This window comes from Arthrobacter sp. TmT3-37 (assembly GCF_054510835.1).
Map to the genome: position 1 here is coordinate 217,407 of NZ_JBTNDU010000001.1, position 16,993 is coordinate 234,399.

Below are 16,993 nucleotides of genomic sequence, written 5' to 3' on the forward strand. Positions count from 1 at the left end.
CGGACTAGGCCGAATCACGCCAGACGACGGTGGTCTCCAGGACCTGCACCGGACTCGGCAGTCCCCTGATCTGGGCCAGGACGAGCTCTGCGGCGGTGCTGCCGAGCAGGTCCGCGGGCTGCCTGACCGTGGACAGCTGCGGGCGGGTACGCAGCGCCCAGCTGCTGTCGTCGAAGCCCACGATCCCGACGTCGTCGGGCACTTTCCGTCCTGATTCCTGCAGGGCGGTCATGGCCCCCGCGGCGACGGCGTCGGACGCCGCGAAGACGCCGTCGATCTCGGGGCAGCGACGCAGCAGCTCCTGCATCCCCTCGAGGCCCGCCGCGTAGGTGTAGAGCGGGTACTCGACCACGAGCGAGGCGTCGAAGCGCCCGCCCAGGGCGTTCCGGAAACCGGTGAACCGGTCATGTCCCGAGTCCCGGTCCATCGCGCTGGCGATCATGCCGATCCGCTTGCGGCCCGTCTCCACGAGCCGCCGCGTGATCGCCTGGGCCGCCGCCGCGTTGTCGATGGCGACGTACGGGAGGTCGGGCGTGCCGGGGGGATGCCCCACGAAGGCCGCCGGCACACCGATGTCCCGCACCGCCGACGCGATGGGGTCCGACGCCCGGGCGGAGACGATCACCGCACCGTCCACCAGCCCGCCCCGGAGATAGTCGGCGACCCTGCGGCTGTCCCGGTCCGAGTCGATGATGAGCGAGACGAGCTGGTAGTCGGCCTTCGAGAGCACGGCGTTGGCGCCGAGGAGGATGGAGCCGATGTTCGGGTCCTCGAACAGGAGCGAGTGCGGCTCGTGGATGATCAGGGCGATCGCCCGGGATTCCTGGGTCACGAGGTTCCTCGCGGCCGAATTGCGCACGTATCCCACCTGGGCGATGGCTTCCTCGACGGCTGTCCGCGCCTCGTCCGACACATAGCGTTCGCCGTTGACGACCCGGGAGACGGTGCCCCGGGAGAGCCCCGCGGCGCTCGCGACGTCGTTGATCGTCGCCCGGCGGTTACGGGTGCGAGGGGGCATATCTGTACTGTAGCCGAGCCTCTCCGGGCCATCGGCGCGGAAAGGGCGTAGGGTGAAGGCAGTTGTCTAGAAGAAGGCGGCTGCCCCCGGTTCTTCTCTTCGTTCCCCCGGTGCTACCGCCGGGCACGCAACAGCAGAGCACCATCCCCGATAGGGGGAGTGCATCATGAGCAACCACGAAGCCCTTCTTCCACAGCCGCTCGCAGGCGGTGCAGCATCCCGACCTGCGCCCACGTCAAGTCCACGCCCCGGCACGCGCCGCGCTGTCCTGACGACGTAACCCCTTCCCGCGGGCTCTTCAGCGCCCTGACGCGGTGACTGCGCACCTCGCACTCCCGCACCCGATCGCTCCCGAGCACATCACGCTCGGGCGGTCCCCTCCGCCGGCCCATCCTGCACCGGCACTGCTCTCCAGACACTGCAAAGGATCACCACCATGACGCAGCACATCGAAGAATTCCTCCAGGAATGCACCACCGTCACCGCCGACGGCACCCTCGCATCCCTCGACGAGGTCGAGGGCCTCTACCTCTACTGGTCCTCCCTGCGAGCCGTGCCCGCCTCGGATGGGACGGACGGGACGGACGGAGCGGACCCGACGGACACCAGCGCCCTCCTCGACGCCCTCCGGTCCCGTGGAGTGGAACCGGCCCGGCGCGACGGCGTAGATTACCTCGAAGGGCTCGTCCTCACCGGGCCGGTGATGACCGACTTCATCCTGTCCTGCGACTTCACCGGCGCCTGGGGCCACCCGGACGTCCGGGAGCTGGCGCCGGCGGGAGACGTCGCCGCAGCGTCGTAACACCCGAGGAGGTGCCGTGGGCAGGAAGGTCGCAGGGTCCCGCAGCACCCCCGCACTGGCCGCCCTCACCGCGGCCGGCATCCCCTTCACCGCCCGGCCCTACCAGCACGACGAGGGCGTCTCCTCCTACGGGCTGGAAGCCGCCGCCGCCCTGGGAGTCCCACCCGAGCGGGTGTTCAAGACGCTCATGACGAGCGTCGACGGCACCCTCGTCGCCGCGGTCGTGCCCGTCAGCGGATCCCTGGACCTCAAGGCGCTGGCCGTCGCGCTCGGCAAGCGGAAGGCCGCGATGGCCGATCCCGCACTGGCCCAGCGGCGGACGGGCTACGTGCTGGGCGGGATCTCCCCCATCGGGCAGCGGCAGCCCTCCCCCGTCGTGATCGACCGGTCGGCCCACGACCATCCGACGGTGTTCGTGTCCGGGGGCCAGCGCGGCTTGGACATCGAGCTGGCGCCCGCCGATCTCATGTCCGCCACGAACGCCCTGTCGGCACCCATCGCAGGACCCTAGCGCGCAGATGTCCGTGACGGCGCGCTCCTATGCGCCGATCGGCACGGCTCCGCCCGAGACCGTCACGCCGCCCGTGCGGGGTATGCCGACGGTGATGACGGAGGGACGGCCGACGTCGGCTCCCTGGTGCACAGTGAGGGTCGCCGGCGGCGTGACCCCGCCCCGTGCCCGCAGGTAGGCGCCCAGGGATGCCGCCGCGGACCCGGTCGCAGGGTCCTCGCGGATCCCGCCGGGAGGGAACGGATTGCGGGCCTCGAAAACCGCGGGACCGAGCCGGTGCACGACGGCGACGGTCGCATTCCATCCCTGCGTGGCCATGAGCCGCTTGAGCCCGTCGTAGTCGTAGTCGAGGCTCCTCAGGACGGCGGCATTGCGCACGGGCACGATCGGATGGATGTTCCCCGCGAAGGACAGCATCACGGGCAGGTCAGGGGCCAGGTCGTCCTCGCCCAGGCGCAGGTGGCGCAGCAGGTCCGTGCGGACGGCGGGCGCGATGACCTCGACCCGCGGCTCGACCGTCACGAGGGACGCGACGAACCGGCCGGACACGTTCCTGCTGTCGACGCCGAGCGGGCCGACCGGCGTCGACAGGAGCAGGGTCCCTGCCCCCTCGCGGTCCGCGAGCGCGACTCCCGTGGCGATCGTCGCGTGGCCGCAGAACGGGATCTCGGCCTCGGGTGCGAAGTAGCGGATCGTGGCCGCGCCGCCGGACCGCTCCGAGATGAAGGCGCTTTCCGCATAGCCCAGGCCGGTGGCGATGGCCTGCATCTCCCCGGTCGTCAGGCCGTCGGCGTCGAGGACCACCCCGGCGGGGTTCCCGCCGTCGGCGCGGTCGGTGAAGGCTGCGTAGCGGAGGATCTCCATGCTGCGATGCTACTGGCAGCCGAGCGCTTGTTCAGCCGTCGACCGCCGTCGGGTCGCCCGCCTCGGTATTGGTCCTGCGGTTGATCAGCCAGGTCACGAGCCAGAGCACGACGCCGATCGCCATGAGGCTGCCGGCGATCTGGTACTGGACGACGTCGCGCCCCACCCACGGACCGGCGAGGAAGGCGCACAGGAGTGCCGCCACGACGGGAAGCGGGCCCGGGGACGTGAAGAACACCTTCCGGTTGACGTCCCGCTTGCGGCGCAGGACCACGCAGGCCACGTTCACGATGGTGAACACGCACAGGAGCAGGAACGCCGTGGTGCCCGAGAGGTTCGCGACGATGTTGCTGTCGGGATCGCTGGTCACGTAGAGGATCAGACCGAGGGCCAGGACGGTCGAGAAGGCGATACCGGCCCAGGGCGTGCAGCGCACGGGCAGGACCTTGGCGAGCGGACGGGGCAGGACGTCCTGCCGTGCCATCCCGTAGATCAGGCGGCTCGCCATGAGCATGTTGATCAGGGCCGTATTGGCGACCGCGAAGACCGCGAGGAAGGGGAAGATCCTGTCGATCGGGAAATCGGGCGAACCCTTGTGCACCACCTCGAGCAGGGCCGCTCCCTCGGCCTCCCGGATGCCCTCCAGTTCGGTGGGGCTGAGCACCGTGACCACGGAGATCGCCACCAGCATGTAGAAGATGACGGCGATGCCGAGGCCGGTCAGCATGGTCCGGGGGAAGATGCGCTCGGGGTTCTGGGTCTCCTCGACCATGTTCACGGAGTCCTCGAAGCCCACCATGGCGAAGAACGCGATGGACGTCGCGGCCGTCACCGCGAGGAACATGCCCTTGTCCTGGTAGTCGGTGAAGACGAAGATCTCACCGACGTTGCCGTTGCCCTGCGCCATCGCGAGGAACCCGACACCGATCACGATGCACAGTGCCGCCACCTCCACGAGGGTCAGCACGACGTTGAACTTGACGCTCTCGCCGACCCCGCGGAGGTTGATCACGGCCAGGAGGACCATGAAGCCGAGCGCGACGGCGGTGATCACACCCTGGCCCGGCATGTCCAGCCAGCCGTTGATCTCGAGTCCGCCGAAGAAGTTCTGGGCGAGCACGTTCGCGGACGTGGCGGCGCTGGTGATGCCCGAGCAGACGACGGCGAACGCCACCAGGAAGGTCACGAAGTGGATGCCGAACGCCTTGTGGGTGTAGAGCGCGGCTCCCGCGGCCTGGGGGTACTGCGTCACGAGTTCGAGATAGGAGAACGCGGTCAGCGTCGCCACGATGAAGGCGAGCAGGAACGGCAGCCAGACCAGGCCGCCGACCGTGCCGGCCATGGTGCCCGTCACGGCGTAGACGCCGGCCCCGAGGATGTCCCCGACGATGAACAGGAGGAGCAGTTTGGGCCCGAGGACCCGCTTCAGTTCCGGTTCGCCGGTGGTGGCGGGTGCGTCGGACACGTGCTCGGCAGAAGTACTCATGGTCGGCCTCCCCTGTGGTTTTCCACCTCACTGTGGCCCTGATCAGCCTGCTTAGCAAGGGGTGCGCACGAGAAATCCGCGGGTGCGGGTGGGACCGCCGTCGCACCCCTGCCGTGGCACCCCTTGCCGGATCGCCGTCCGGCACAGATGATTTCCCGAGCTACCGTCCGTCTCATAGGTACCAACGGCCCAGCAGGGGTCACCACAGGAACAGGAGAGCGGCCATGGCCACCAACGTCTTCATCAACCTCCCCGTCAGCGATCTCGCGAAGTCCAAGGATTTCTACACCAGCTTCGGCTGGACGCTCGACCCCAACTTCTCCAACGACGACGCCGGGGCCGTCACCATCAGCGACACCATCTACCTGATGATCCTCGGGCACCATCACTGGGCGCAGTTCACGGACAAGCCGGTCGCCGACACCCGCACCACCTCGGCCGTCATCAACGCCCTCAGTGTCGAGGACCCGGCCGAGATCGACACCGTCGTGGACAGGGCCCTCGCGGCCGGCGCCACCGAGGGCAAGGCCCAGGATCTCGGGTTCATGCGCTCGCGCTCCTTCGCGGACCCGGACGGCCACAACTGGGAGATCATGTGGATGGACCCCATCGCCCGGACCGGCGACTGGGAAGCCGTCCAGGCCACGTACGGGGAGCAGCAGCCGGCATGACGCCGGGCCTCGGGCCGGCACGACGACGCGCGGCCTCCGGCACCGGCGGCCGCGCGGTCGTGACTGCCGGTGACGCGCTGTGGGACCTGGCCCATGCGGAGCGTGCGTCCCTTGCTGACGACCTCGCCGCGCTCTCCCCGGAGCAGTGGGACCTGCCTACCCTCTGCGGCGAGTGGAGCGTCGAGGAGGTGACGGCGCATCTCTCGGCGGCAGCCTCCGTCGGTGGCCGGATGTGGATCAGGAGCATGCTCCTCGCGGGCTTCCGCCCTGCCGTTCACAACCGGCGCAGGCTGTCCGAGCACCGCGGCCCCACCGCCGCGGCGACGCTGGACCGGTTCCGCGCCGTGGTCAACCTGTCCATCGCACCGTCGCCGCACCTGCCGGCATACCTCGGGGAGATCGTGGTGCACGCCCAGGACATCCGGCGGCCGCTGGGCATCGCCACGCAGCCCGGCGTCGACGCCCTGCTGCCGGTGGCGGAGTTCTTCGTCGCGAGGAACTTCACCGTCCCGAGTCGCCGTGTCGCATCCGGCCTGCGACTGGAGGCGACCGACGCCCCCTTCGCGTCCGGCGAGGGGCCCGAGGTCCGTGGAAGCCTGCTCGCCCTCGTGATGTGCCTCGCCGGACGCCCGGCGTATCTCGCCGACCTGTCGGGGCCAGGGGTGCCGGTCCTGCGGTCGAGGATCACCGGCGGGGCCTGACCCCGGCAGGACGGTGTCAGAGCTCGTCGGCGAGCCAGTCCTGCACCACGGGGATGTCCACGCGCTGGTAGCCGCCGAGGTAGCGGCAGTTCGCGGTGTAGGTGTAGCTCGTGACGGCCACGATGTAGTCACCGTGGAAGACGGGTCCGCCTGAGTCACCGAAGCAGGTGCCGCCTCCGCCGCGGTTGTCGTTCGGGTTGCCCTGCAACTGCAGGATCTGCGGCGTCAGCTTCTGGCCCGGCGATGTGGTGTTCCGGCGGATCAGCGGGTAGGACATGGGCTGTGGCTTCTGCGGGCCGGCCTCCGGCTTGCGCACCTCCGTGCCGTAGCCGACGACCTCGAAGAGGGTCCGGTTGAGCGCGGGCGACGCGAACTGGTCGAGGTACCCGACCGGCGCGATCGTCGCCGGTTCGATATCGGTGACCGGCTCGTCGAGGACGATGAGACCGACGTCGTTCCAGTTGTCGACATCCGTGAAGTCCGAGTACCCGGGATGGGTGGCAGCGGTGCCCGACAGGTAGCCGGCGCTGGTGATCTCCGCGTCCGTGTACCCCACCGACGCATCCGCTGCGTCAGGGAACGGTGCGGGCGGCGCCACAGCCACCACGGAGTCGAAGGTGACCAGGGTGCTTCCCACTGTCCCGTCGGTGCAGTGCGCCGCGGTCAGGAGGACGGTCGGCTCGATCAGGGTCGCCGAGCAACGGTACCGGCCGCCATCGTCACCGTAGGCGAGGATCAGCCCCACATTCGGGTGCTCCTCGCCGTCCGGCTGCCCTCCGGTGATGGCCGACGCGGGGGAGGCGCCGGCGACGGACAGGGCGACCGCCGTGGCGGCGAGCAGGGCGGAGCTACGGAGAAAACGTCTCATCATCGAAACCTTCCCAGGAAGAAGAGTGGTTCGAGAACGGTACAACTCCACGGTGGCCGAGAGTCATACTCCCGCTGCTGCGGAGGTCCAGGGCGGACGTCGCCGCGCAGGCAGGGATGTACTGGCTGAAGGGACGGAGCATGGTCGCCGTTGACAGCCGATGTGACCGCAGTTACTCTGGGAACGTTCACAGATTCTCGATGGAGAGCTTGGCCGCCCAATTCTGGGAGCGTTCACAGAACGCCGCTCGTCTTCTCCCTCACGCAGTCGCAGGGATTCGGCACACCCCCACCGAGGAGCAGGCTTGGCACGCACAACCACCGTCGCAGGACTGTCCGGCACAGGACAGCTCGTGTATGGGTGCGACTACAACCCCGAGCAGTGGGACCCGTCCGTGTGGCACGAGGACGTCCGGCTGATGAAGGAGGCCGGTGTCAACCTGGTCGCCGTCAACATCTTCGGCTGGGCGGAGCTCGAGCCCGAGGAGGGCACGTTCCGCTTCGAGAACCTCGACGCGGTGATGGACCTCCTCGCGGAGAACGGGATCGGCGTCAACCTCGGCACCGGGACGTCGTCGACCCCCGCGTGGCTGACCACGGCGCATCCCGAGATCCTCCCCCGCGCGGCCGACGGCACCGTCCGCTGGCCCGGCGGCCGCCAGGCCTTCTGTCCCAGCTCCCCCGTCTACCGGGACTCGGCCCTCGCCCTCGTGCAGAAGGTGTCCGCGCGCTACGGCAGCCACCCCGCCCTGCGCATCTGGCACGTCTCCAACGAGATCGGGTGCCACAACTCCCTGTGCTACTGCGATGTCTCCGCCGAGGCGTTCCGGGGCTGGCTCCGCGCTCGCTACGGGGATCTCGATGCGCTCAATGCGGCGTGGGGCACCGCCTTCTGGAGCCAGCGCTACTCCGCCTGGGAGCAGATTCTGCCCCCCAGGCTCACCCTCTCGGCCACCAACCCGACGCAGACGCTCGACTTCAACCGCTTCAGCTCGGACGAACTGCTCGCGCACTACTCGGCCGAGGAGGCCGTCCTCCGCCGGAACAGCGATGCCCCGGTGACCACCAACTTCATGGTCGCCGCGCACATCCGCAACCAGGACTACTGGACGTGGGCACCGGAGATGGACGTCATCGCGAACGACCACTACCTTGACCACCGCCTCGACGCGCCGCTGGCCGAGCTGGCCTTCGCCGCCGATACCACGCGCGGGCTCGCGCAGGGCCGGCCCTGGCTGCTCATGGAGCACTCCACCGGAGCCGTGAACTGGCAGCCGCGGAACATCGCCAAGGGCCCCGGCGAGATGATCCGCAACTCACTCACCCACCTCGCCCGTGGCGCCGACGGCCTGTGCTTCTTCCAGTGGCGGGCCTCCCTGCAGGGCAGCGAGAAGTTCCACTCCGCGATGGTGCCGCATGCCGGCACCGATTCGCAGATCTGGCGCGACGTCGTCGAACTCGGCTCCTCGCTCGGAAAGCTGCGCGAGCTCGCGGGCACCACCGTGCATGCCGAGGTGGCGCTCGTCTTCAGCTGGGAGGCCTGGTGGGCCCACGACCAGGACTCGCATCCGTCCGGCGACGTGCGGTACATCGAGCAGATCCATGCCGCCTACAGGGCGCTCTGGGATGCCGGGATCACCGTCGACGTCGTGCCGCCCGGCGCCGACCTCTCCGCCTACCGGCTCGTGGTGGTCCCGAACCTCTATCTGGTCCGCGACGAGCACGCCACCGTCATCACCGATTTCGTGGAGAGCGGAGGCTCTGCCTTCGTCACCTTCTTCAGCGGGATCGTCGACGAGAACGAGCGGGTGCGGCCCGGAGGCTATCCCGGGGCTTTCCGGGATCTGCTCGGTGTCCGCTCCGAGGAGTTCTTCCCTCTCGATCCGGCGCATCCGCTTCCACTCGACAACGGTTCGCCCGCGTCCCTGTGGTCGGAGGCGCTGCGCCTGACCACCGCCGAGCCGGTGCTCAGCTATGCGACCGGCCATCACGCCGGCGCACCCGCCGTCACCCGCAACCGCTTCGGCACGGGCGAGGCCTGGTACGTCGGCACCGTGCTCGACGGCAGCGTCCTGAAGGACCTGCTGCTGCGCGCCGCCGTCACCGCCGGGGTCCGGCTGACCGAGGCGCAGTCCGGCCTCGAGGCCGTGACCCGCCGTGGCAACGCGCACGACTACCTCTTCCTGATCAACCACTCCGCCGAGGACCGCAAGCACCGGGTCCACGGCCTGGAACTGCTGACCTCCGAGGCCGTGGCCGACGTCGTCGTCGTTCCCGCCGGCGCCGTCCGCGTCGTTCGCACCACCCCAGCACGTCCCGACACCGACGGCTCGTCGCAGAGCCGAAAGGATGCAGGCAATGACAGTCATTAGTACGCCGGCGGAGGCCCCGAAGGCGCCCCCGGCCACGAGGAAGAACCGCTCGTCGGGGGCACAGCGCCGCGCGGTGGCCCTGTTCATCGCACCCTTCGCGATCCTGTTCCTCGCCTTCTACGCGATCCCGATCGTCTACGCCGTCGTCCAGTCGCTGCTCACCGTGGAGCGCGAGGGCACATTCGGCAAGCCACGGCAGGTCTTCGGCGGCTTCGTCCAGTACGAGCAGGTGTTCCAGAACACCGCGTTCTGGGAATCCGTGGGACGCGTGCTGCTCTTCGGCGCGATCCAGGTGCCGGTGATGCTCGGCCTCGCCCTGCTGTTCGCGCTGCTCCTCGACTCGCCCCTGCTCAAGGGCAAGAAGTTCTTCCGGCTCGCGTTCTTCGCGCCCTACGCCGTGCCCGGAGTGATCGCCGCCATCATGTGGGGATTCCTGTACTCGCCGTCGCTCTCCCCCTTCGGCGCGGTCACCTCGAACATCGACTTCCTGTCCGGCAACCTCGTGCTCTGGGCCATCGCGAATATCGTGACCTGGGTCTACGTGGGCTACAACATGCTCATCATCTACTCGTCGCTGCTCGCCATCCCCACCGAGATCTACGAGGCGGCCCGGCTCGACGGTGCGAGCAACATCCAGATCGCCTGGCGCATCAAGATCCCCCTGGTGATCCCCGCGATCATCCTCACCGCCGTGTTCTCCATCATCGGGACGCTCCAGCTCCTGGCCGAGCCGCAGACGCTGCGCAGCTTCAGCTCGGCGATCAACAGCACCTTCACACCGAACCTCGCGGTCTACACCACGGCGTCCGTGCCGAACTACAACCTCGCCGCGGCGTTCTCCGTGGTCCTGGCCCTCGCCACATTCATCCTCTCCTTCATCTTCCTGAAGTCGACCCAGCGGAAGGTCACCCAGTGACGGCAGCCCCAGCCACCGCCCCCAAGCGCCAGCGCGGGGGACGTTCGACGGCGAACAGCGCCGACACCCGCACCCGCGGACCACGGCAGAGCGTCATGTCCCGCAGTGCCGCGATGCTCATCATGGGGGTCTTCACCCTCTACTTCCTGACACCTATCTGGTGGCTGCTGACCACGTCCACCAAGACGGGCGGCGAGGTCACCTCGACCGCACCCCTGTGGTTCACCGCGGACTCCCTCGGGACGTTCTTCGGCAACCTGGGACGGCTCTTCTCCTACGGCGACGGACTGTTCGGCCGCTGGCTGCTCAACTCCGCCCTCTACGCCGGCGTGGGCGCCCTGATCGGCACGATCATCGCCGCGATGTGCGGCTATGCGCTCGCCAAGTACGAGTTCAGGGGACGCGAGGCGATCTTCAACATCGTCCTCAGCGGCGTCCTGGTCCCCGCGACCGCCCTGGCCCTGCCCCTGTTCCTGATCTTCAGCCAGGTGAACCTCACCAACACCATGTGGGCGGTGTTCCTGCCGAGCCTCGTGAGTCCCTTCGGCGTCTACCTGGCACGGATCTACGCCGCCGCCAGCGTGCCGGGGGAACTGCTCGAGGCGGCCCGGCTCGACGGCTCCGGAGAGATCCGCACCTTTTTCACGGTGTCCACACGCCTCATGGCACCGGCGCTGGTGACGATCTTCCTGTTCCAGTTCGTCGCGATCTGGAACAACTTCTTCCTGCCCCTGATCATGCTCCGCGACCAGGACCTCTTCCCCGTGACGCTGGGCCTGTACGCCTGGAACAGCCAGATCAGCCAGATCCCCGAACTGCGGTCCCTCGTGATCGTCGGGGCGCTCGTCTCGATCCTCCCGCTGATCATCGCCTTCCTCGCACTCCAGCGTTTCTGGAGCAGCGGGCTCGGCGCCGGCAGCGTCAAGTAGCACCACTCCCCGACCAGCACTCCCCGACCAGCACTCCTGGTGCGCCGGCGTCCGCCCCGCACCGCACTGCTCAATCAACCGATAGGAAAGACAATGCGCGCGCATTACGGAAAAGTCACCGCGGCCTTTGCCATGATCTCTGCGCTGGCTCTCTCCGGCTGTTCAGCCGGCGGAGACAGCTCCGAGGCAGGGGCCGAAGCCGTCCCCTGCGAGGCCTCCGAAGGACCCGTCGAACTGAGCTTCACCACCTGGGTCCCGGGCATGGACCAGGTGGCCGAGCTCTGGAACACCGAGAACCCTGACATCCAGGTGAAGGTGCAGACCGGCCCCAACGGCAACTCCGGTACCTACCAGAACTTCTTCAACCAGATCCAGGCGGGCAACGCACCGGACCTCGGCCAGATCGAGTACGACGCCCTGCCCAACTTCCGCGTACAGGACGGTCTCGAGAACATCGCCGAGTGCGAGGGCATCGCCGACGCCCAGGACCAGTTCGTGGACTGGACCTGGGGCCAGGTGACCTTCGGTGAGGAGGGCTCGGTCTACGCGGTCCCGCAGGACAGCGGCCCGATGGCCATGTACTACCGCGCGGACCTCTTCGAGCAGGCCGGCATCGCGGTTCCCACCACGTGGGAGGAGTACGCGGCGGCGGCGGAGCAGATCAAGGCGCAGGGCTCCTACATCACCAACTTCCCGAAGACGGACGTCAACTGGTTCGCGGGCATGGTCTGGCAGAACGGCGGCCAGTGGTTCGCCAACGACGGCGAGAACTGGGACGTCAACCTGACCAGCCCCGAATCGGAGGAAGTGGCCACCTACTGGCAGGATCTGCTGTCCAAGGACCTCGTCTCCACGCTGCCGTCGTTCTCGGACGAATGGAACGCCTCGTTCAACACGGGCCAGCAGTGGACCTGGGTCTCTGCCGTGTGGGGTGCGACCACCCTGTCCGACGGCGCGCCCGACACCTCCGGCAAGTGGGCCGTCGCCCCGATGCCGCAGTGGGAGGACGGCGGAGAGGCCGCCGGCAACTGGGGCGGTTCCTCCACCGCGGTCCTGAAGGGCTCGGACCACCCGGCCGAGGCCGCGAAGTTCGCGCTCTGGCTGAACACCGATCCCGAGGCACTCGCGCTGGCCAACGAGCTCGGCGGCCTCTACCCCGCAGCGAAGTCGGCCACCGACCTCGAGGCCTTCGCAGGCGGCGTCGAGTACTACGGTGGGCAGAAGATCTACGACGTCTTCGCCGACGCTTCCGCGAACGTGAACCCCGACTTCACCTGGGGTCCCACGATGACGCAGACCTACACGGACGTCTCGGACGGATTCGGTGCTGCCATCGGTGGCTCCGGCACCCTGATGGACGCCCTCGAGAACGGACAGCAGAAGACCGTCGACTCGCTGAAATCGCAGTCGATCCCCGTCTCCGAGTAGTACCGGCGCACCTGCCGGAACGTCCCGAAGCGCCGCGTCCCGGAAGGGGCGCGGCGCTTCGCGCGTCGACGGCGTGCTCCTGCGGTTCGCGGATGCTCCCGTCGAGGCCGGGCGGCAGCACCCGGCGTTCCCGGACGTCCACGCCCTCCGTGCTCTTGCAGCCGACGTACGGCAGGACGTGCTCCGCCCCTGGCCGCTCCGCTGCAATAGGCTTGCCCGATGAGCTCCCCGCAGCCTCTCCCCGAAGACCGTGTCCGCGCGGAGGTGCAGGCATCGCGCCTCTCCGGAACGTCCGACGCGGACTGGTCCTCGTTCCTGGCGCGCTTCGATGCCGAGTTCCCGCGCCTGCAGGCCCTGTTCCATCGCATCTACGGTCCGGGAGCGGATGGAGAGCTCCTGCAGGTGGTCCTCGACGCCGCAGCGTCCTGGCAGGACCGGCCCGCGGACCTGAAGGCCCTCGACGCCGCCCGCGCCATGGCGCCGGACTGGTTCGCCTCGAACCGGATGCTCGGCGGGGTCTGCTACGTGGACCTGTACGCGGGGAACCTCGCCGGACTGCGCGACCGGATCCCCTCCCTCCGCGAGCTGGGCCTGACGTACCTGCACCTGATGCCGCTGTTCCTCGCGCCGGCGGAGAACTCCGACGGCGGCTACGCGGTCTCGAGCTACCGCGACGTGGACCCGGCGCTCGGGACCATGGACGACCTCGCGGACCTCGCTCGCGAACTGCGGGAGAACGGCATCGCCCTCGTGGTCGACTTCATCTTCAACCACACCTCCGACGAGCACGACTGGGCGCGCCGAGCCGTCGCCGGAGACCCGGACTACGAGGACTTCTACTGGATCTATCCCGACCGGGGCATGCCCGACGCCTACGAGCGGACGGTCCGCGAGATCTTCCCCGACGACCACCCCGGCTCCTTCGTGCAGCTCGAGGACGGCCGCTGGATCTGGGCAACGTTCCACTCCTTCCAGTGGGACCTCAACTACCGCAACCCCCGGGTCTTCCGGGCCATGGCCGGGGAGATGCTCTTCCTCGCGAACCAGGGCGTGGACATCGTGCGCATGGACGCCGTCGCGTTCATCTGGAAACAGCTCGGCACCACCTGCGAGAGCCTCCCCGAAGCGCATCTGCTCCTGCAGGCCTTCAACGCCGTCTGCCGGCTCGCAGCACCGTCGCTGCTGTTCAAGTCCGAGGCGATCGTCCACCCCGACGAAGTGGTCCAGTACATCGACCCGGGTGAGTGCCAGCTCAGCTACAACCCGCTGCAGATGGCCCTGATCTGGAACTCCCTGGCCACCCGGGAGGTGTCCCTCCTCGCCCAGGCCCTCGAACGCCGGCACGACATCCCCGACGGCACCGCCTGGGTGAACTACGTGCGCAGCCACGACGACATCGGCTGGACCTTCTCCGACGAGGATGCCGCCGAACTGGGCATCAACGGGCACGACCACCGCCGGTTCCTCAACGCCTTCTACGTGAACCGGTTCCCGGGTAGCTTCGCCCGCGGCGTGCCGTTCCAGGACAACCCCCGCACCGGGGACTGCCGCATCTCCGGCACCACCGCGTCCCTCGCCGGGCTCGAAGCGGCCGAGACCGGAGGCACGGAGGACGCCCCCGGTGCCGCCGTCGCGCGGATCCTGCTGGCCCACTCGATCATCCTCAGCACCGGCGGCATCCCGCTGCTCTACCTCGGCGACGAGGTCGGGCAGCTCAACGACTACACCTACCTCTCCGACCCTGCGAAGGCCGGCGACAGCCGCTGGGTCGGCCGGCCGGCCTACCCGGCCGATCGCTACGCCACCCGGCAGGACCCCGCCACGGACGCCGGGGCCGTCCACACCGGCCTCGTCCGCCTCATCGAGGTGCGCAAGCACACCCCCGAGTTCACCGGCGGCCGCCTGGTCCCCTTCCACACCGACAACCCGCATGTCCTGGGCTACCAGCGGCCCGGCCTGCTCGACGGCGAGGACTCCACCGTCCTCGTCCTCGCCAACTTCGCCGACACCCCGCAGGATGTCAGCGCCCGGACCCTCTCCGGCCTGCCGGAGAGGGTCATCGAACTCATCACCGGGCGGCGGGCGCACCTGACAGCGGGTATCACCCTCGAACCGCACGGCGTGCGCTGGTTCAGGGTCCGCGCCGAGGTCTAGGCCCGGGCCCCGTCGGCACCGCCTGCCGGCGCAGGGACACGCCGCCGCCCGACCCGCCTGCTACGCCTCCCGGCGCGAGAACTCCCCCGCAGCCCGGACCTGCTCCGCCGTGGGACGGACACCTGTGTAGAGGACGAACTGCTCCTCGGCCTGCAGTGCGACGACCTCCGCACCCGTGATGACCGGCTTGCCCGCTGCCCGGGCGGCGAGGATCAGCGGCGTCTCCGACGGGGAGGCGACGACGTCGAACACCACCCGTGCCGCCTCGATGGCGGCTGCCGGGAAGGCGAGGGCGTCGGCGTCCGCGCCGGCCATGCCGAGCGGCGTCACGTTGAGGATGAGGTCGGCCGTCGACTCCCCCACCGCCTGCTGCCAGGCGAAGCCGTACAGGTCCGCGAGAGCCCGGCCCGTGCGCTCGTTGCGGGCCACGACGGTCACCCGGGTGAACCCGGAATCACGCAGGGCTGCGACGACGGCCTTGGCCATGCCCCCGGACCCCTGCACGAGGACCGAATGCGACGTCGGCACGGCATGCTCCCGCAGGAGCCGCTCCACCGCGAGGTAGTCGGTGTTGTACGCGGTGAGGACGCCGTCGTCGTTCACGATCGTGTTGACGGAATCGATCGCCTTCGCCGAGGGGTCCAACCTGTCGACGAGCGCGATGACGTCTTCCTTGAACGGCATCGAGATGGCGCAGCCCCGGATCCCGAGACCCCGCAGGCCCGCGATGGCCGCCGGCAGGTCCGGGGTGGTGAAGGCCTTGTAGATGAAGTTCAGGCCCAACTCCTCGTAGAGGTAGTTGTGGAAGCGCGTCCCGATGTTGCTCGGCCGCGCGGCCAGGGAGATGCAGAGGGTCATGTCTTTGTTCAGGATGGGCACGGTGCATATTCTTCCAGCAGCATGCCCGCCCGGGCGAGCGGACCCGCTTCGCGCCGCGCCAAGCACTAGCATAGGGACGAGTCTCTTTCCGCGACGGCGCGTCCCGAGGCACCAATCGATGAGCCCGTACCCGTCAGGAGCCGCTTCCTTGAAGATCGACTTTGCGCAGTCAGCCCAGTCCACGCTCGGCGTCGAGTGGGAACTGGCGCTCGTGGACCGCTACAACGGGGAGCTCGTCCCCGTGGCCAACGAGGTGCTCCGCGGGGTCAGCGCGAACCACCCGGAACTGCAGGACGACGACGAGCACCCCCACATCAAGCAGGAACTGCTGCTCAACACGGTGGAACTCGTCACCGGCATCTGCACCACCGTGGACGAGGCGAAGGAGGACCTGTCCCGCTCGCTCGCCGCCGTCCGGGAGGTCACCGACCCGATGGGCGTGGAACTGTTCTGCGCCGGTTCGCATCCCTTCAGTGCGCCGCGTTCCCAGCAGGTGACGGACAAGGAACGGTACGCGAAGCTGATCGACCGCACGCAGTGGTGGGGCCGGCAGATGGTCATCTACGGCGTGCACGTCCATGTGGGCCTCGACCACCGCGACAAGGCGCTCCCTGTGGTGGACGGCCTGACCAACTACTTCCCGCACTTCCAGGCGCTCTCGGCGTCGTCGCCGTTCTGGGGCGGCGAGGACACGGGCTACGCCTCGCAGCGCGCGCTCATGTTCCAGCAGCTGCCCACGGCGGGCCTGCCCTTCCACTTCGACCACTGGGCGGCGTACGAGTCCTACGTCCAGGACATGTCCACCACGGGAGTGATCGACGCCGTCAGCGAGATCCGGTGGGACATCCGCCCGGTCGGGAACCTCGGGACGGTGGAGATGCGCGTGTGCGACGGCCTGTCCACGCTGCGCGACGTCGGTGCCGTCGCCGCCCTCACCCAGTGCCTCGTCCACGAGTTCTCGCAGACCCTCGACGCGGGCGGCAGCATCCCCACCATGCAGCCCTGGCACATCCAGGAGAACAAGTGGCGGGCCGCCCGCTACGGGCTGGACGCCATCATCATCCTCGACGCCGACGGCAACGAGCAGCTTGTGACGGACCACCTCGCCGACGTGCTCACCCGGTTGGAGCCCATCGCCGCGAGACTCGGCTGCAGCAGCGAGCTGGCCGACGTCGAGGGCATCATGCAGCGCGGAGCCGGGTACCAGCGCCAGCGGCGCATCGCCGAGGAGCACGACGGCGACCTGCGCGCCGTCGTGCTGGACATGGTGCAGCAGCTGCGCGAGTAGCGGGCACCGACACCGGCCACGGCGCCTCCACCGCGACCGGAAGCACCGGCCCACATGTCCGGCTGGACGGCAGCCGTCGCGATCCTCCTCATCCGTGGGGTCGTCTC

General features: G+C 69.0%; 15 protein-coding genes. 10 read left to right on the forward strand and 5 right to left on the reverse strand.

Annotated elements, in window-relative coordinates:
- Window positions 1-4: 4 nt before the first annotated feature.
- The gene (locus ACX80U_RS00920) at window positions 5-1,018 is read right to left on the reverse strand and encodes a LacI family DNA-binding transcriptional regulator (RefSeq protein WP_133082509.1); all 1,014 of its coding nucleotides are present in this window, start codon (window positions 1,016-1,018) and stop codon (window positions 5-7) included.
- Between the two features lie 436 nt (window positions 1,019-1,454).
- Between ACX80U_RS00920 and ACX80U_RS00925 the strand changes: the two genes are divergently transcribed.
- Window positions 1,455-1,820, forward strand: coding sequence for a hypothetical protein (locus tag ACX80U_RS00925; RefSeq protein ID WP_459267115.1), 366 nt, complete (start codon window positions 1,455-1,457; stop codon window positions 1,818-1,820).
- 16 nt (window positions 1,821-1,836) lie between these two features.
- A complete protein-coding gene (ybaK, locus tag ACX80U_RS00930; RefSeq protein ID WP_208738970.1) occupies window positions 1,837-2,331 on the forward strand; it encodes a Cys-tRNA(Pro) deacylase in 495 nt (164 codons plus the stop codon).
- Window positions 2,332-2,358: 27 nt separating this feature from the next.
- On the opposite strand, the gene ACX80U_RS00935 is transcribed toward ybaK, so the two are convergent.
- The gene (locus ACX80U_RS00935; RefSeq protein ID WP_459267116.1) at window positions 2,359-3,195 is read right to left on the reverse strand and encodes a PhzF family phenazine biosynthesis protein; all 837 of its coding nucleotides are present in this window, start codon (window positions 3,193-3,195) and stop codon (window positions 2,359-2,361) included.
- A 31-nt stretch (window positions 3,196-3,226) separates the two neighbouring features.
- Window positions 3,227-4,681, reverse strand: coding sequence for an APC family permease (locus ACX80U_RS00940; protein ID WP_133082505.1), 1,455 nt, complete (start codon window positions 4,679-4,681; stop codon window positions 3,227-3,229).
- Between the two features lie 224 nt (window positions 4,682-4,905).
- Between ACX80U_RS00940 and ACX80U_RS00945 the strand changes: the two genes are divergently transcribed.
- Window positions 4,906-5,352, forward strand: a complete 447-nt coding sequence (locus tag ACX80U_RS00945) for a VOC family protein (protein WP_459267117.1) — start codon at window positions 4,906-4,908, stop codon at window positions 5,350-5,352.
- Window positions 5,349-6,053 (forward strand): maleylpyruvate isomerase family mycothiol-dependent enzyme, encoded by a 705-nt coding sequence (locus tag ACX80U_RS00950; RefSeq protein ID WP_208738973.1) that lies wholly within the window; start codon window positions 5,349-5,351, stop codon window positions 6,051-6,053. The genes ACX80U_RS00945 and ACX80U_RS00950 overlap by 4 nt, the downstream gene beginning before the upstream one ends.
- A gap of 16 nt (window positions 6,054-6,069) precedes the next feature.
- Here ACX80U_RS00950 and ACX80U_RS00955 read toward each other — a convergent pair whose 3' ends face one another.
- Complete coding sequence (locus tag ACX80U_RS00955) at window positions 6,070-6,921, reverse strand: trypsin-like serine protease (RefSeq protein WP_459267118.1); 852 nt, start codon at window positions 6,919-6,921, stop codon at window positions 6,070-6,072.
- Between the two features lie 304 nt (window positions 6,922-7,225).
- Here ACX80U_RS00955 and ACX80U_RS00960 point away from each other — a divergent pair, with 304 nt between their 5' ends.
- The 5 genes from ACX80U_RS00960 (at window position 7,226) to ACX80U_RS00980 (ending at window position 14,719) form a co-directional block, all read left to right on the forward strand.
- A complete protein-coding gene (locus ACX80U_RS00960; protein WP_459267119.1) occupies window positions 7,226-9,292 on the forward strand; it encodes a beta-galactosidase in 2,067 nt (688 codons plus the stop codon).
- A complete protein-coding gene (locus tag ACX80U_RS00965) occupies window positions 9,270-10,208 on the forward strand; it encodes an ABC transporter permease subunit (protein ID WP_133082500.1) in 939 nt (312 codons plus the stop codon). The genes ACX80U_RS00960 and ACX80U_RS00965 overlap by 23 nt, the downstream gene beginning before the upstream one ends.
- A 95-nt stretch (window positions 10,209-10,303) precedes the next feature.
- Complete coding sequence (locus ACX80U_RS00970) at window positions 10,304-11,137, forward strand: carbohydrate ABC transporter permease (protein WP_133082590.1); 834 nt, start codon at window positions 10,304-10,306, stop codon at window positions 11,135-11,137.
- Window positions 11,138-11,230: 93 nt separating this feature from the next.
- Window positions 11,231-12,565, forward strand: a complete 1,335-nt coding sequence (locus tag ACX80U_RS00975) for an ABC transporter substrate-binding protein (protein WP_133082499.1) — start codon at window positions 11,231-11,233, stop codon at window positions 12,563-12,565.
- A gap of 219 nt (window positions 12,566-12,784) precedes the next feature.
- Window positions 12,785-14,719 (forward strand): alpha-amylase family glycosyl hydrolase, encoded by a 1,935-nt coding sequence (locus ACX80U_RS00980; protein WP_459267120.1) that lies wholly within the window; start codon window positions 12,785-12,787, stop codon window positions 14,717-14,719.
- A 60-nt stretch (window positions 14,720-14,779) separates the two neighbouring features.
- Here ACX80U_RS00980 and ACX80U_RS00985 read toward each other — a convergent pair whose 3' ends face one another.
- On the reverse strand, window positions 14,780-15,598 hold the full coding sequence (locus ACX80U_RS00985) for a shikimate 5-dehydrogenase (protein WP_459267121.1): 819 nt from the start codon (window positions 15,596-15,598) through the stop codon (window positions 14,780-14,782).
- 148 nt (window positions 15,599-15,746) lie between these two features.
- Here ACX80U_RS00985 and ACX80U_RS00990 point away from each other — a divergent pair, with 148 nt between their 5' ends.
- Window positions 15,747-16,886 carry a glutamate--cysteine ligase gene (locus tag ACX80U_RS00990; protein WP_459267122.1) on the forward strand — a complete coding sequence of 380 codons (1,140 nt, stop codon included), beginning with the start codon at window positions 15,747-15,749 and terminating at the stop codon, window positions 16,884-16,886.
- Window positions 16,887-16,993: the final 107 nt, after the last annotated feature.

What these genes read in the sequence shown, in the direction of transcription:
- ACX80U_RS00925 (WP_459267115.1), top strand. Translation starts at nt 1,455, where the DNA reads ATGACGCAGCACATCGAAGAATTCCTCCAGGAATGCACCACCGTCACC.
- ACX80U_RS00935 (WP_459267116.1), bottom strand. Translation starts at nt 3,195, where the DNA reads ATGGAGATCCTCCGCTACGCAGCCTTCACCGACCGCGCCGACGGCGGG.
- ACX80U_RS00970 (WP_133082590.1), top strand. Translation starts at nt 10,304, where the DNA reads ATGTCCCGCAGTGCCGCGATGCTCATCATGGGGGTCTTCACCCTCTAC.
- ACX80U_RS00950 (WP_208738973.1), top strand. Translation starts at nt 5,349, where the DNA reads ATGACGCCGGGCCTCGGGCCGGCACGACGACGCGCGGCCTCCGGCACC.
- ACX80U_RS00955 (WP_459267118.1), bottom strand. Translation starts at nt 6,921, where the DNA reads ATGAGACGTTTTCTCCGTAGCTCCGCCCTGCTCGCCGCCACGGCGGTC.
- ACX80U_RS00920 (WP_133082509.1), bottom strand. Translation starts at nt 1,018, where the DNA reads ATGCCCCCTCGCACCCGTAACCGCCGGGCGACGATCAACGACGTCGCG.
- ACX80U_RS00965 (WP_133082500.1), top strand. Translation starts at nt 9,270, where the DNA reads ATGCAGGCAATGACAGTCATTAGTACGCCGGCGGAGGCCCCGAAGGCG.
- ACX80U_RS00940 (WP_133082505.1), bottom strand. Translation starts at nt 4,681, where the DNA reads ATGAGTACTTCTGCCGAGCACGTGTCCGACGCACCCGCCACCACCGGC.
- ACX80U_RS00980 (WP_459267120.1), top strand. Translation starts at nt 12,785, where the DNA reads ATGAGCTCCCCGCAGCCTCTCCCCGAAGACCGTGTCCGCGCGGAGGTG.
- ACX80U_RS00975 (WP_133082499.1), top strand. Translation starts at nt 11,231, where the DNA reads ATGCGCGCGCATTACGGAAAAGTCACCGCGGCCTTTGCCATGATCTCT.
- ACX80U_RS00945 (WP_459267117.1), top strand. Translation starts at nt 4,906, where the DNA reads ATGGCCACCAACGTCTTCATCAACCTCCCCGTCAGCGATCTCGCGAAG.